Source organism: Agromyces sp. Y782 (assembly GCF_059445405.1).
In genome coordinates this window covers 909,932-924,674 of sequence record NZ_JCAIUG010000001.1, presented here as the reverse complement: position 1 = coordinate 924,674, position 14,743 = coordinate 909,932, and the positions used below count along the sequence as shown (strand labels likewise).

Below are 14,743 nucleotides of genomic sequence, written 5' to 3'. Positions count from 1 at the left end.
ATGCTGTCGAACTTCGCGCGGCGCGGCCAGCGACGGAAACTCAGCCCTGCTCAGCCCTGCTTTGCGCGGGCGTAGTGCCGGCGAGCCTTCTCGCGATTGCCGCAGATCTCCATCGAGTGCCACCTGCGGGCGTTCGACCGGCTCTGGTCGATGAGGAAGTGCTGGCAGTCGGATGCCGCGCACGGGCGGATGCGCGACCCGGTCGGCCCCTGAAGTGCCGCCCACTCCTCGATCGCGCGGGCGCCGATCGCACGATCGGCGGGCACGTCATCGCACCAGTGCACACCGTGGTCGGTGAGCTCGGCGCGGCGACGCATGGCTTCGACCCACGGTGAGAGCACGGCGACGGATGCCTCGTCGCGAAGCAGTTCGACGAGAGCCGTGCGCACGGCGCGGGCGTCGGCGATCTCGCCGGGGCTGCCGGTGGCTCCGCGCTCACGCAGCCAGGCCGCTGCGGCCCGATCGTCGCCGATCTCATCGGCGACGTGGTCGTCGTAGACGAGCCTCGAGTTCACGAGGTCGAGCAGCAACGGTTGCTGGCGGGTGGGCATGGCGGCGTCCTTCATCTTTCGTCCGATTCTAACCCCACAAGTTCACTTGACAGGTTGGAACAACGGTGGTTCCATGTGGTTGTAACCAGTACAACAACCAAGGCCGGTTAGATACTCCGGTCAGATCGAAGGGGAACCATGTCGTACATCACCGTCGGAACCGAGAACTCCACGAACATCGACCTCTACTACGAAGACCACGGCGCCGGTCAGCCGGTCGTGCTCATCCACGGCTACCCGCTCGACGGTCACTCGTGGGAGCTGCAGTCGGCCGCACTGCTCGAGGCCGGCTACCGCGTCATCACCTACGACCGCCGCGGGTTCGGGCAGTCGAGCCAGCCGACCGTCGGCTACGACTACGACACCTTCGCCGCCGACCTCAACACCGTGCTCGAGACCCTCGACCTGCGCGAGGTCGTGCTCGTGGGCTTCTCGATGGGCACCGGTGAGGTCGGTCGTTACCTCGGCACCTACGGCAGCGAGCGCATCGCCAAGGCCGCGTTCCTCGCCTCGCTCGAGCCCTACCTGCTGCAGGCCGACGGCAACCCCACCGGCGTGCCGGCCGAGGTGTTCACCGGCATCGAGCAAGCCGCAACGGCCGACCGCTACGCCTGGTTCGACGACTTCTTCCAGAACTTCTACAACCTCGACGAGAACCTCGGCAGCCGCATCAGTGAAGCCGCCGTACGCGGCAGCTGGGCGATCGCGGCCGCGTCGTCATGGTTCACCGCAGCGGGTGTCGTGCAGAGCTGGCTCACCGACTTCCGCACCGACATCGAGAAGATCGACGTGCCCGCACTCATCCTGCACGGCACCGCCGACCGCATCCTTCCGATCGACGCCACCGCGCGCGAGTTCACGAAGCGACTGCCGAGCGCCGACTACGTCGAGATCGAGGGCGCGCCGCACGGCCTGCTCTGGACCCACTCCGCAGAGGTCAACGAAGCGCTGCTCACCTTCCTGCGCAAGTAGAGCCCTGCGCAAGTAGAGCCCGCAGAGGTCGGTCTGCACCCCTTGCAGACCGTGATGCCCCGGAGCCCCGGCTCCGGGGCATCGCTGCGCCGCGATGCTCACTGCGCAGTTCGACTCCGAGCCATTCGGCGAGGTCGCGCACCTCATCATCGACGGCGCGGCGGATGTCGCGGGTGAACGGCACATCCTCGTGAATCGCGTTCACGGTGAGCATGCCGGCCTTGCGGTCGACCTTGGCGTCGAGCTTGCCGACGAGTCGGTCGCCGTGCAGGATCGGCAGCGCGAAGTAGCCCCAGCGACGCTTCGCGGCCGGCTTGTACATCTCGAGCACGTACTCGAAGTCGAACAGTTGCTGCGCTCGCACGCGGTCGTAGGTCAGACGGTCGAACGGGGAGAGCAGCGCGGTGCGGCCCGTGAACGGCCGGCCGAGCGCGGTGGGGTCGACGCGCCAGATTCCGGGCACACCGTCGACGACGGCGGGTTCACCCGCCTGTCCGACGTCGACGGGTTCGAGTGGCATGGTCGTGCTCTTCTCGCGCGCGATGCCGAGCGCGGCGAGGCGACGTTCGTTGCGCACCCGGAGCGCCTCCTCGGCCGGGAGCGCGGGCGGGTGCAGCGGGTAGACGCGTTCGGCGAGGTCCCACAGCCGCTCGCGTCCGCGCCGTGCGGCGATCGCGATCTCGCCGCGCATCATGAGGAGCTCGAGCATCTGCCCGACATTGCGGTTGTGCGTCCAGCCGGTGGACTTCCACGGCACGACGCTCGTATCGGGGATGTCGCGGGAGAGCAGCGGCGCAGGCGAATCGCCGAGCCTCGCCAGGATGTCGCGGCGGAAGGTCGCGTTCTGTTCGAGCCATTCGCGAGAGCGCGGCCAGGTCGGCCACGTCGCCATGTCAGCCCGATAGAACGCGAGATCCTCGATCGGGCGGATGAGCGCGTCGACCTCGAACAGACTGCGCTCGACTTCGAGCGCGTGCACGAGATCGGCCGGCCGGTACGCCGAGCCGAGGCGGCTCCAGGCCACCAGATCGGCGTTCGGGGCGATCGCGGCGGTCGGATCGATCTGCAGCAGCGTGAGTCGCCGCACGACGTCGATCAGCTCCGTCGGGCGCGAGGCGTCGAGCAGCTGCGCGCGGATGGCGATGCGCCGCGCCTGGGTGCGGTCGAGGCGGTGAGGCTCCATACGGTCACGGTACTCGTCGGGCATCTGCGGGTCGCGTCACCCGGGCCGTGGCAGCGGATGTCTCAACGGGGGGTTGTCGTGAACGATCGTTCACAGTAACATCGTGAACATGAGTTCACAGAAACCAGCCACAGACGTCCCACTCGCTTTCTCAGCCGTCTACCGGGTCAATCCCGGAGCGCACGACGAGCTGGCCGACCTCGTCACCGAGTTCGTGGAATCCGTTCGCGCTGAAGGGCCAGGCGCCCTCGCGCTGTCGGTCGGCCTGAGCGACGCGAGCTTCGCCGTCTCCGCGCTGCACGCAGACACGAATGCGATGGAGGAGCATCTCGCCACTATCGCTCCGTTCATCGAACGAACCTTCCAGCTGGCAGCCGTCGAGACGATCACCGTGGTCGGTGCTCCCGGCCCTCGACTCACCGCTGCCCTCGACGCGAACCGCTCAGCGGGCGCGAGCGTGACGGTCGTCGAGTGTCGAGAGGGCTTCGCCAGCCTCGGCGCCTCCGCCCGCTGATACCCTGAACACGCCATGAATCCGCCCGTGACGATCGTCGATTCACTCTGTGCCCCGCCGCACGCCTGAGGCGACCGAACGTCTCCGGGCGGACCTCATCGATCAAGCGCGGGCCCTCGTGCGACGCGAAGGTGCATCGGCATTGACGATGCGCGGGCTCGCAAGCGAGGCGGGCTGCGCCGTCGGCCTGCCCTACAAAGTCTTCGCCGATCGCGAGGAGCTCGTGATCGAAGTCGCCGTGTCGGAACTCGGCGACCTGGGCCGCCGTATGGCCGCCTGGGTCTCCGAGGCCGGCGCTCGCTCCCTGAGCGAGAACCTCGACCACTACGCGAGCATCCTGCTCGACGCCGAAACCCCGGCTCTCGTCCACGCGGAGTCACTCGACGGAGCGCGGCTGACGGCTCGGCTCTCCGAATCTGCCGAGGCTTCGATGTTCTTCGACTCGCTGGGTGTCGCCGTCGCCGACTACCTCATCGGTGAGCAGCGAGCCGGGCGCGTGCGCGATGATGTCGACACCGCGGCGTTCGGGTTCGCGATCACCGGGGCAGTCCACAACCTCGCGGCATCAGGTCCGGGTTTTCCTCGACCCTCCCGAGCCGAGCTCACGGGATACCTGCGCTCGATTGCGACGACGATCGCGACGGAGCCGCACCACGCGTGAGCAGCGCTCGCGCGGCACGCGCGGTACTGTTCGAACGTCGAATCAGAAAAGGGCCATTATGACGGAGCAGCAACTGCCGGCGGCGATCCAGGCGTTCGTCGACACGACGAACCGCGGCGATTCGGCGGGCTTCGTGGCCGCCTTCGCGGCCGATGCCTATCTGAAGGACATGTCGCGGGAGTTCCACGGCCACGACGGCGTCGCGAGCTGGAACGAGACCGACAACATCGGCCGACAGGAGCATTTCGAGGTCGACGGCGTGCTGCCGGGAGACGCTCCCGATGAGTACGTGTTGACAGTGACCGTCTCGGGCAACGGATACAACGGGCCCGCCGAGTTCACCTTCCAGCTCGCCGGCGGGCTGATCTCGCGATTCGTCATTGCCTGAACCGGCGCGTTCACGCATCACACCGGGGTACCACATGAACAAGCAGCACTGGATTACGTCGAACCCCGGCGGGGACCTGCAAAAACCTCTCGTCGATGACCTCGTCACCGAGTCCTACCTGGTCGTGGTCGAGAAGCTGCCCCGCGCGAAACGCCCAGTCGATCCCGATTTCTTCGGCAAGAGGAGGGGTCTATGACACTGTCGGGCAAGCAGCTGCAGCAGCACGCCCGTGAGGTCGCCGGATCGCTCGATGACGTCACCCGTGGGCGGCCGTTCACCCCGCACCTTGACGTGTGGAAGGTGCATGACAAGGTTTTCCTCATCGTCACCGACGATGATCCCGACCTGCAGATCATCACTGTGAAGGTTGATCCTCCCCAGGGAGACGCGCTCCGCCGTGATATCGAATCCATCACGAGCGGCCGCTATTTCGACAAGAGGCACTGGATCTCCATCGGGCCCGGTACCGGCATCACGAAACAGCTCATCGAGCACCTGGTGCACGCGTCCTACGACCTCGCAGACGGCCGCGGGCCGAGGGGGCAATCATGAGCGAGACGCCGTCGCTGTTCGACGTCGACGATGCCTCCCGGCCGCTGGCCGATCGGCTCCGACCCCGCACCCTCCAGGATGTCGTCGGGCAGGGCCATGTTCTCGGGGCAGACGCGCCGATCGGGCGCATGGTCGACGCCCAGAGACTCGTATCGATGGTGCTGTGGGGGCCGCCCGGGTGCGGGAAGACCACGATCGCGCGGCTCCTCGCCGAGCAGACCGACCTGGCGTTCGAACCGCTTTCCGCCACGTTCTCCGGCGTCGCCGACCTTCGTAGGGTGTTCCAGGTCGCGCAGCGTCGGCGCGAAGTCGGTCAAGGCACGCTGCTCTTCGTCGACGAGATCCACCGCTTCAACCGCGCCCAGCAGGACTCGTTCCTGCCCTACGTCGAAGACGGCACCGTCATCCTCGTCGGCGCGACAACAGAGAACCCCAGCTTCGAACTCAACGGCGCGCTGTTATCCCGCACACAGGTCTTCGTTCTGAAGCGCCTCGACGACGTCGCGCTCAGCACCCTCATCACCCGGGCCGAAGCGCTCATCGGTCACCCGCTACCGCTGACCGATGATGCTCGCCAGGCGCTGATTGCGATGGCGGACGGTGACGGCCGTTACCTGCTGAACATGATTGAACAGGTCCACACCCTGCCCGGACCCGTCGACCCGGCCGCCCTCGCCGCCGCCGTGCAGAAACGGGCACCGCTCTACGACAAAGCGCAGGAAGGCCACTACAACCTCATCTCCGCCCTCCACAAGTCGATGCGTGGCTCCGACCCTGACGCAGCCCTGTACTGGTTGGCCCGGATGCTCGACGGTGGTGAAGACCCCCTGTTCATCGCCCGCCGCATCACCCGGTTCGCGACCGAAGACATCGGCATGGCCGACCCGAACGCCGTCCAACAGGCACTCGCCGCGTGGGATGTCTACGAGCGTCTCGGCTCCCCTGAGGGAGAACTCGCGATCGCGCAGGCGGTTCTCTACCTGGCGACTGCGCCGAAGTCCATCGGCGTCTACCGCGGGTTCAACAAGGCGCGCGCCGCTGCGAAACGCACCGGATCGCTGATGCCGCCTGCGCACATCCTCAACGCTCCGACACGGCTCATGAAAGACCTGGGCTACGGCGACGGCTACCAGTACGACCCCGACACCGAGACCGGGTTCTCCGGCGCGAACTACTTCCCCGACGGCATGCCCCGGCAGACCTTCTACGAACCCACCACCGGTGGATACGAGCGGGCTATCACCGAACGGTTGCGCCACTGGGCGCAGCTCCGGGACGGCGAAACCCGCAACGACACTCCCGAATCCGACGTGGACTAACCCGCCGGCATCGAAGACGACCCCGAGCAGCTTCTGAACCTTGACGCAACGTCAGGCGGTCGTTCGAATCAGCCGAGCGATCGGTTGCTGCGGATGACGCCTTCGGGATCGACGCGTTGCTTCACCGCCGCGAGCCGGTCGAGCACCTCGCGGTCGTAGGCATCGGCGAGCGGCGCGCCTGCCCCGAGGAAGGTCGGCACGGTGCCGCCACCCGGATACTTCGCCACGAGATCGCGAAGCGGCGCGAACGCTGCCGCGACATCGGTCGACGGGTCGAACAGGAGTACTCCGGAGCTGAGCAGGCCCTCGGCGTGGATCGCGCCGACCGCAGAGAACTCCGCGCCGAGCTCGTCGGCGATCGCCCCGCCCATTGCACGGATGCTGCAGCGCATGAGTCCGTGGTCTGCGCCACGAAGGAACGCCTCGACGAACTCGTGGGCGAACGCATCGTCGAGCCCGCCGAGCGCACCCCCGAAATCGGCCGACGGCATCGGGTCGACGGGCTCGGCGGCCACGGCGGCGAGCGATCCGATCGTGAACGGCACGAGCGTGTTCGCGATCGGCTCGGCGACGGCGAGGAGCCGGTCGGCGTACGCGCGCCCCGTCTGTTCGTCGCCGACGTGCACGAGACCGACTGTGGCGACCGTGCGGCCACGCAGGTGCGGAGGCAGCATCGGCGCATCGGGGAAGCGCATCATGCCGATGTCGAGCCCGAGTTCGGGCTCGTCGCCTGCGAGTGCGAAGGCGGCGGCGACGACCGCTTCAGCGGACTCGGCCGGGAAGGTGAGGCCGCCCCCGAAGATGGCGTCGCCGGGATAGAGGGCGAGCTCGATCGCGGTGATGACGCCGAACAGCCCGCCGCCGCCGCGCAGCGCCCAGATGAGCTCGGCATCGTCGACATCGCTCACCCGGCGAACCTCGCCGGCTGCGTCGACGAGCTCGACCGCGATGATCGAGCGCGCTGTGATGCCGTAACGACGGCTGAACATGGAGTGTCCGCCCGCGATCGCGAGCGCGACGACGTTGACCTCGGGGTTCGACCCCGCGAGCGCGATGAGCCCGGTGCCGTCGAGGCGCTCGAGCGCCCGGCCCCAATTGACGCCGGCGCCCACCCGCAGCACGCGTGCCTGCTCGTCGACCACGATCTCGTCGAACCGTGAGGGACGGATCACGATGACTCCCGCCAGGTCGTCGTAGGCTCCGTGGCCGTTGGGCTGGGTCGTGACGCCGAGCCCGGCCGCTGACGCCGTGCGGACGATCGCACTGATGTCAGCGACATCCGCCGGCTCGACGATCGCCGCCGGACGCTGGTCGACACTGAGGTTCCACGCCATGCGTGCCGTCTCGTAGGCGGTGTCGCCGGGGAGGATGAGCGACCCGCTGAGCGCTGAGCGAAGGTCGAGCAGGTCTGAGCCGGATGAGGAGGTCATCGAGGTCCTTTCGTCGTGTGCCACGGTAGCGATGGCCTCCGACATCCGCAGCCCGAACTGGACCGATTTCTGCGGCCCCGATCGGACCAGGCATGCGTCCGGCACCGTCCGTAGCGTTGAACCACGTTCGGGCGAGCGACCGTGGCGGACGCGGTCAGGGCAGCTCGAGGCGCATGAGCACCCGCGGAAACCCGCTCAGCACCGAGCCGGTGTCGGCCGCCTTCGTGAACCCCGCCTGCTCGAAGAGCGCGCGGGTGCCGACGTAGGCCATGGTCAAGTCGACCTTCTCGCCCCGGTTGTCGACCGGATAGCCCTCGATCGCCGGCGCGCCGTGCTCGCGGGCGAAGTCGACCGCACCGGCGAGCAGATGGTGCGAGATGCCGCTCTTCCGGTGCCCGGGCCGCACCCGGAAGCACCACACCGACCACGCATCGAGGTCGTCGACATGCGGGATCAGCCGGTTCTTCGCGAAGCTCGTGTCGGCGCGCGGATGCACCGCAGCCCAGCCCACCACCTCGTCGCCGTCGTAGGCGAGCACACCGGGCGGCGGGTCGAGCTCGCACAGCCCTCGCACGCGCTCGGCCCGCTCGGGCCCGCGCAACGCCTGGTTCTCTTTCGACGAGAGCAATCGATAGCTCAGGCAGAAGCACACGTTCGACGTGGGATTCTTCGGCCCGACCATCGTCTGCACATCGTCGAACTCCGTGGCCGCGCGCACCTCGATCGTCATGTCGTCAGCCTCCCATCGCCCGCCGACAGTTCGTCGGCGCTCTCGGGCTCTCGAGCTCGCGGTACCGAGCGGCATCCGACTCCTCCCACAACTGCAGCGTGAGGCGCTCAGTCTGCAGCGTCACGGCAGGGGTGAGTACGACATCGCTTCACCCTGCCACCGGCTCGCGGTCGGGCAACCGGCGGCGGTCGACGGGCGAGCGGATGCCCCGGTGCATCCGGTGTCGTAGCTCTGGCGTCATCCCCGCGACATGCGCCGCCGCTCCTCGTTCATGTGCCGGTCACCTCCCGGTCGCACGAGGGCCGTGTCGGCGACCGCCGGCCTCCGTAGTTTGCCCGAGGCCGCGTCCGTGGCACGAACCTCGATCCGACTCGCAAGAAGGTATGCGCCCATGCCCCCGCTCAGCACCAGCACCAAGCAGACCCGGTCGCGCACCGAACGGTATGTCGCGCTGATCCTTGCCACAGCACTCGCCGCCGCCGGCCTGACCATCGCGGGTATCGCAGCCCCCTCGCCCGCCGAGGCCGCGCCCGACACCGGTGGTCTCGACCTGTCGGGCGGCGGCTCCAGCCTGCTCACCGCCGAGACGGAGGCACTCGCCCCCGGGCTCGAGCTGACGGACTTCCGTCGGCTGCAGCCCGCCGGATGGGTGACCGGCCACGTCATGCGCGCCGACCTCACGACGCCCACCCTGTCGCTCGACGTGCTCGACGTCGGCGCAGTCACCGGTGGCGGCACGGTGTCGCAGCAGCTCGACGGCACCGACGCCATCGCCGCCGTCAACGGCGACTACTTCGACATGAACGCCTCGGTCGCGCCCGTCGGCGTGAACGTCTCGCCGAACACCGGCCTGCGCACCGCGAGCGGCGGTGCCCGCCAGGCATTCACGATCACCGACGGCATCGCCGCCGTGCAGCAGCTCATGGTGCAGGGCGCTCTCGAGGTCGGCGGCGTCGAGACGCCGCTCGGCGGCGTGAACACCCCGGGCCTCGGCACCGGCGCCATCGGCTGGTACACCGCCGCTTGGGGTGCGCACCCGCTCAGTCGCCCGCTCGGCGGACCGGGTGAGCTCGCGGCATCCGTCGCCATGGTCGTCGTCACCGACGGCGTCGTGCAATCGGTGACCACCGACCCCACAGTGCTCAGCGCGCCTGCGAACATCGCCGACGGCTCTGGCGTGCTCATCGGCCGCGAGGCCGGCGCCGCGACGCTCGCCGCGCTCGTGGTCGGCCAGCAGGTCGACGTCACCGTCGGTACCGACCACGACGTCGATCTCGCGGTGAGCGGTTCGCAGCGCATGATCGTCGACGGCGTGCAGACCGCCGCCGACCAGGTCGAGGCCGCGCGCACCGCCGTGGGCGTCAATCCCGACGGCACCGAGATCACCGTCGTCTCCATCGACGGTCGCGCCGGCGACGGCCGTGGCATGACGATCCAGGAACTCGGCGACCTCATGCTCGACCTCGGCGTGCACAACGCCGTGAACCTCGACGGCGGCGGATCCACCACGATGCTCGCCCGTCGCGCCGGCACGACCGAGACGCAGGTGATCAACCGTCCGTCAGACGGCAGCGAGCGCGTCGTCGCCAACAGCCTCGCGTTCTTCTCGAGCGCACCGGCAGGCACGCTGACGGATGTCGCGGTGGCGCCCGCCGCGCAACTGGCCGACGCCGATGCGGTGTTCCCCCGACTCGGTCGCACGATCGCCGCGACGGGACTCGACGAGAACCTCGGGGGCGTGCCTGTCAGCGGCGAGTACAGTGCCGATGCCGGAGTAGCGGTCGAACCGGTCGACGGCGCCACCGCCCGAGTCGTCGGGGTGTCGAGCGGTCGCAGCAGCGTGGCCTTCACGGCCGATGGCAAGACCGCGACGACGGAACTTCGAGTGCTCGGCGAGCTGCAGCGCATCCGCCCGAGCAGCACGGTCGTGGCGCTGCCCGACCCCGGCCAGACGGCCAGCGTGAGGCTGACCGGCCTGGACGCCGACGGTTTCACCGCTCCACTCGAGACGGCGGATGTCGCGGTGGAGAGCGGCGCCGACGTCACCGTGACCGCCGACGGTCGCGACGCGTTCCTCATCACTCCGAACACCGAGAGCGGCTCGGCGACGGTGACGTTCACCGCCGACGGTCGCAGCGTCGACGTCGCTGTGACGATCGGATACCGCAGCGAGTCGATCGCCGACTTCGCCGACGGGGCGACCTGGGGCAAGGCCTCCGACCGGGCGAGCGGCACGACCACGCTCAGTGTGGGACCCGCGGGCGAGCCGGCGCTCGCGCTCGACTACGACTTCACGCAGAGCACCGGCACCCGCGGGTACTACGCCATCGCGCCGGAGATGTCGACGCCGGGCAGCCTCGGCCGTGAGGTCGCCGGGCAGCCGCAGGCCCTCACCCTCTGGATCAACGGCGACGGCAGCGGGATCTGGCCGCGAATCCAGATGAAGAACGGCGCCGGCACCACGATCAACCTCGATGGGCCCGTGGTCGACTGGACCGGCTGGCGGCAGGTGCGATTCAACGTGCCCGCTGGCACGCCCTACCCGCTGCACCTGCAGCGCATCCGAATGCTCGAGACCCGCTCGGCAGTGCAGTACCGAGGTCATGTCGAGATCGCCGGCCTCGAGGCGATCGTCGCCCCCGACGTCGACCAGCCCGTCGCGCCGGTGGTGCACGACCCGGTGATCGTGACGAACGGGACCGTCGACGAGCGGCCGCAGCGCATCGCGGTCATGAGCGACGCGCAGTTCGTGGCTCGCACCCCCGAGAGCGGTGCCGTCGAGGGCGCGCGCCGCACGCTGCGCGAGATCCTCGCCGCCGAACCCGACTACCTCGTCATCAACGGCGACTTCGTCGACGAGGCGAGCGTGGCCGACATCGCCTTCGCAAAGCAGATCCTCGAAGAGGAGGTGGGCGACCGGTTGCCGTACGTGTACGTGCCCGGCAACCACGAGGTGATGGGCGGCCCGATCTCGAACTTCGAGGCCGTCTTCGGTGAGACCAGCACTGCGATCACGCTCGGAAAGACGAGGCTCGTGACGCTCAACACGTCGGCCGGCTCGTTCCGTGCGTCGGATCGCGAGCAGCTCGGCCTCCTCGATCGCGAACTGGCGGATGCCTCGGAGGATTCGTCGATCACGGGCGTGCTCGTCTTCGCGCACCACCCCGCCGACGACCCGCAACCCGCGAAGGCGAGCCAGCTCAGCGACCGGTACGAGGCGTCGGCGTTCACCGCCGCGCTCGGCGAGTTCCGTGCGGATTCGGGCAAGTCGATCGCCGTGGTCAACGCGCATGTCGGGGCGTTCCACGCGACCTCGGCGGACGGCGTCTCGCAGCTCATCAACGGCAACTCGGGCAAGGGCCCGTCGGGCACCCCCGAGACGGGCGGATTCACCGGCTGGACGATGCTCGGCGTCAACCCGTCGGCGGGCGTCGTGGGGCACGACCCCGAGACCGTCGTCGATCGCACGCGATGGATGCGTGCGGAGGTGAAGGCCCGTGTCGACGCCCTCGCTCTCGACGCGCCGACCGTGCTCACCGAGGGTGAGACGGTGACGGTGTCCGCCACGATCGAGCAGGACGGTGGGCGCACCGTGCCGGTCGCATGGCCGATGAGCGCTCGGTGGGGCGGCGACGGGGTCACGGTCGACGGCGGCCAGGGCGCCGGTCTCGAGCGGGCGGTCGCGGCCACGGGGGTGTTGCGACTCAACCCGGCGACCGGTGAGCTCACGGCGCTCGCCGCGGGCGACGGCGCCGTCGAGGTCAGCGTCAACGGCGTCACCTCGCGCGTCGAGGTGCACGTCGCAGTGGTCGACCCGGGGACTGATCCCGGCCCGGGAACCGACCCGGGAACCGACCCCGGGACCGGCTCCGGCGCAGGGTCGGGCAGCGACTCGGGTGCCCAGCCCGGTGGGGCCGACGGTGCTCCCGACGGCCTCGCCTCGACGGGCTTCACGGGCGCATGGCTCGGCGGACTCGCTCTCGCGCTGCTCGCAGCGGGCGGAGTTGCGATGGTGGTGCGGCTCCGACTCAAGCGCAAGCGTGCGCTCGCCGCTCCGACCCCGGTGGAGGCATTCCCGCGAGACGGCAGCATGCCTCCGATGTAACGATTGACCCTCGTTCGGGGGATACCCTGAGGCCGACGCCCCGAGCGGGCAATAGCATGGCGCACGAATCGGCGTCGCGCGTGCGCTTCCCACGCTTTCGGTGTGCACTGTTCGCGCGCGACGCAACGTACGTCACGTTTTCGAATCAGGCCAGGGAGGCCCTCAACGATGAGAACGAAACTACTGTCCGCCGCTGCAGGCGGCTCTCTCCTGCTGCTCGCGCTCGCGGCATGTTCGTCTGCGCCCGAGAGCGGATCGGATGCCGGCGGCCTCGTCGGCACCGGAACCGGCGCCGAGTGCACGATCGACGCCGAGATCCCCGTCGCCGCCGCGTTCAGTCTGACGGGTGCCGCCGCGCAATACGGCGCGAGCCAGAAGAACGCCCTCGAGATGGCCGTCGACGACCTCAACGAAGTCGGCGGGGTCACCTACGCGCTCACGGTCGAAGACGACGAGACCGACCCCAAGCAGGCGATCCAGGTGTTCGACGGTTTCATCGCCGACGGCGCGAGCGTCATCATCGGCCCGACGCTCTCGAACACGGCGATGCAGACGGATCCGGTCGCGCAGGACGCGGGTGTGCCCGTGCTCGGCGTTTCGAACACCGCCGCCGGCATCACCGAGATCGGCGACCACATCTTCCGCGACTCGCTCACGGAGGATGCCGTGATCCCGCAGACCGTGCAGGCCGCGGTCGAGAAGTTCGGACTCGAGAAGGTCGTCGTGATGTACAGCAACGACGACGCCTTCACCGAGTCGGGCTACCAGGCGTTCGCCGCAGCTCTCGAGGAGGAGGGGGTCGAGATCGCCGAGACTTTGACGTTCCTCAAGGCCGACACCGACTTCCGTGCACTGCTCGACAAGGCGAAGCAATCCGATCCGGATGCGATCGTGGTGTCGGCGCTCATCGATGCGGCGGTGCCTCTCGTGACCCAGGCTCGCGAGATCGGACTCGACGTGCCGATCATCGGCGGCAACGGGTTCAACTCGCCCGCGCTCATCTCAGGCGCCGGCGAAGCCGCTGAGGGCGTCGTGGTCGGTGCTGCGTGGAACTCGGCCTCCGACAACGAGCAGAACGTCGCGTTCATCGACGCGTACACCGAGCGATTCGACGCTGCGCCCGACCAGTTCTCGGCACAGGCGTATGCGGGCATGCAGATCATCGACGAGGCGGTTCGTGCGAACTGCTCCGGCGAGCGCGAAGACATCACGGCGGGGCTCGCCGAGATCACCGACGTTCCCACGGTGCTCGGCAACGTGTCGATCGACGAGAACCGGGATGCCGTGCACGAGGCACTCGTGCAGATCGTCGAGGGCGGCGAGTTCGTCATCCTCGAGTAATGCTCGTCACTGCGGCACGCAACCGTTAGCGTGAGCCGTGCGTCGTCCGGATGCCTCGGATGACGCACGGCTCGGATGACGCACGGCTCGATCTGACGCACGGCTCGATCTAGGGACACAAATGCAGCTCTTCGTCGATGGGATCTTCCTCGGCTCGATCTATGCCTTGTTCGCCATCGGGTTCACGCTCGTCTTCGGCATTCTGGACCGGTTGAACCTCGCGCATGCCGCGGTGTTCTCTGCCGGCGCCCTCGTGGGCATCGAGGTCGTCACCCGCTTCGGTGTCTCGATCTGGGTCGCGATCCCGATCGTCTTCGTGCTCGGAGCCGTGCTCGGGGTGCTCATCGAGCGCATCGCGTTCCGACCGCTCGCGGGTCGGCACGACGCGCATTTCGCCGGTCTGATCTCCTCGATCGCGTTCGGTGCGATCATCCTCTCCGTGCTGCTGGCGCTCTACGGGGCCGACACGGTGCGGTTCCCGGCGGACGCCTTCCCCACGACCAGGCTCGACTTCCTGGGCGCATCGTTCTCACTCCTGCAACTCGTGATCCTCGTCGTCAGCGTGTCGCTCATGGTCGTGCTGACGTGGGTCGTCGCGAAGTCCAAACTCGGACGAGGGATGCGCACGATCGCCGAGAACCCCCATGCGGCCGCCGTCCTGGGGCTGAACGTGGGCCGGATCAGCAGCATCACCTTCGCCATCTCCTCAGCCCTCGGGGCGGTGGCAGGCGTGCTCTTCGCCCTCAACGTGAATGCCGCCAACCTCGGCATCGGGCATGCGGTCGAACTCAAGGCACTCGCCGTGATCATCGTGGGCGGTCTGGGGTCACTGCCCGGCGCCCTCGTCGGCGGACTCATCCTCGGGCTCGCTGAGGTGTACGCGGTCAACACCGTCGGCAGCTCGTGGCGCGACATGGTCGCATTCGGGTTGCTCTTCCTGATTCTCATCATCAGGCCGCAAGGCATCTTCGGAGCACGCAAGGTGCGTGAGGTCTAG

General features: G+C 68.5%; 14 protein-coding genes. 10 read left to right on the top strand and 4 right to left on the bottom strand.

Going from position 1 to position 14,743, the window contains the following annotated elements; all coding sequences use genetic code 11:
• Nucleotides 1-50: 50 nt before the first annotated feature.
• Entirely contained in the window at nucleotides 51-551 is a 501-nt protein-coding gene (locus AC1C2S_RS04250) for a CGNR zinc finger domain-containing protein (RefSeq protein ID WP_495351296.1), read from the bottom strand.
• A gap of 138 nt (nucleotides 552-689) precedes the next feature.
• On the opposite strand from AC1C2S_RS04250, the gene AC1C2S_RS04245 reads away from it, so the two are divergent.
• Nucleotides 690-1,523, top strand: a complete 834-nt coding sequence (locus tag AC1C2S_RS04245) for an alpha/beta fold hydrolase (protein ID WP_495351295.1) — start codon at nucleotides 690-692, stop codon at nucleotides 1,521-1,523.
• Here AC1C2S_RS04245 and AC1C2S_RS04240 read toward each other — a convergent pair.
• Complete coding sequence (locus AC1C2S_RS04240) at nucleotides 1,504-2,706, bottom strand: DNA glycosylase AlkZ-like family protein (protein WP_495351294.1); 1,203 nt, start codon at nucleotides 2,704-2,706, stop codon at nucleotides 1,504-1,506. The genes AC1C2S_RS04245 and AC1C2S_RS04240 overlap by 20 nt on opposite strands.
• Nucleotides 2,707-2,815: 109 nt before the next feature.
• Between AC1C2S_RS04240 and AC1C2S_RS04235 the strand changes: the two genes are divergently transcribed.
• Genes AC1C2S_RS04235 through AC1C2S_RS04210 form a run of 6 tightly spaced genes read left to right on the top strand, consistent with a single transcriptional unit; the run spans nucleotide 2,816 to nucleotide 6,140 of the window.
• Nucleotides 2,816-3,220 carry an NIPSNAP family protein gene (locus AC1C2S_RS04235; protein ID WP_495351293.1) on the top strand — a complete coding sequence of 135 codons (405 nt, stop codon included), beginning with the start codon at nucleotides 2,816-2,818 and terminating at the stop codon, nucleotides 3,218-3,220.
• Nucleotides 3,221-3,269: 49 nt separating this feature from the next.
• Entirely contained in the window at nucleotides 3,270-3,881 is a 612-nt protein-coding gene (locus tag AC1C2S_RS04230) for a TetR/AcrR family transcriptional regulator (RefSeq protein ID WP_495351292.1), read from the top strand.
• A gap of 58 nt (nucleotides 3,882-3,939) precedes the next feature.
• The gene (locus AC1C2S_RS04225) at nucleotides 3,940-4,269 is read left to right on the top strand and encodes a nuclear transport factor 2 family protein (RefSeq protein WP_495351291.1); all 330 of its coding nucleotides are present in this window, start codon (nucleotides 3,940-3,942) and stop codon (nucleotides 4,267-4,269) included.
• 34 nt (nucleotides 4,270-4,303) lie between these two features.
• Nucleotides 4,304-4,465 carry an MmcQ/YjbR family DNA-binding protein gene (locus AC1C2S_RS04220; protein ID WP_495351290.1) on the top strand — a complete coding sequence of 54 codons (162 nt, stop codon included), beginning with the start codon at nucleotides 4,304-4,306 and terminating at the stop codon, nucleotides 4,463-4,465.
• Nucleotides 4,462-4,821 carry an MmcQ/YjbR family DNA-binding protein gene (locus AC1C2S_RS04215; RefSeq protein WP_495351289.1) on the top strand — a complete coding sequence of 120 codons (360 nt, stop codon included), beginning with the start codon at nucleotides 4,462-4,464 and terminating at the stop codon, nucleotides 4,819-4,821. Before AC1C2S_RS04220 ends, AC1C2S_RS04215 begins: the two co-directional genes overlap by 4 nt.
• Nucleotides 4,818-6,140 carry a replication-associated recombination protein A gene (locus AC1C2S_RS04210; RefSeq protein WP_495351288.1) on the top strand — a complete coding sequence of 441 codons (1,323 nt, stop codon included), beginning with the start codon at nucleotides 4,818-4,820 and terminating at the stop codon, nucleotides 6,138-6,140. The genes AC1C2S_RS04215 and AC1C2S_RS04210 overlap by 4 nt, the downstream gene beginning before the upstream one ends.
• Before the next feature lie 68 nt (nucleotides 6,141-6,208).
• On the opposite strand, the gene AC1C2S_RS04205 is transcribed toward AC1C2S_RS04210, so the two are convergent.
• The gene (locus tag AC1C2S_RS04205) at nucleotides 6,209-7,570 is read right to left on the bottom strand and encodes an FAD-binding oxidoreductase (RefSeq protein WP_495351287.1); all 1,362 of its coding nucleotides are present in this window, start codon (nucleotides 7,568-7,570) and stop codon (nucleotides 6,209-6,211) included.
• 154 nt (nucleotides 7,571-7,724) lie between these two features.
• Nucleotides 7,725-8,300, bottom strand: a complete 576-nt coding sequence (locus AC1C2S_RS04200; RefSeq protein ID WP_495351286.1) for a GNAT family N-acetyltransferase — start codon at nucleotides 8,298-8,300, stop codon at nucleotides 7,725-7,727.
• A gap of 391 nt (nucleotides 8,301-8,691) precedes the next feature.
• Here AC1C2S_RS04200 and AC1C2S_RS04195 point away from each other — a divergent pair, with 391 nt between their 5' ends.
• From AC1C2S_RS04195 to AC1C2S_RS04185, 3 genes are all read left to right on the top strand, one after another.
• On the top strand, nucleotides 8,692-12,405 hold the full coding sequence (locus AC1C2S_RS04195; RefSeq protein ID WP_495351285.1) for a phosphodiester glycosidase family protein: 3,714 nt from the start codon (nucleotides 8,692-8,694) through the stop codon (nucleotides 12,403-12,405).
• 168 nt (nucleotides 12,406-12,573) lie between these two features.
• The gene (locus tag AC1C2S_RS04190; protein WP_495351284.1) at nucleotides 12,574-13,746 is read left to right on the top strand and encodes an ABC transporter substrate-binding protein; all 1,173 of its coding nucleotides are present in this window, start codon (nucleotides 12,574-12,576) and stop codon (nucleotides 13,744-13,746) included.
• A gap of 121 nt (nucleotides 13,747-13,867) precedes the next feature.
• Complete coding sequence (locus AC1C2S_RS04185) at nucleotides 13,868-14,743, top strand: branched-chain amino acid ABC transporter permease (protein WP_495351283.1); 876 nt, start codon at nucleotides 13,868-13,870, stop codon at nucleotides 14,741-14,743.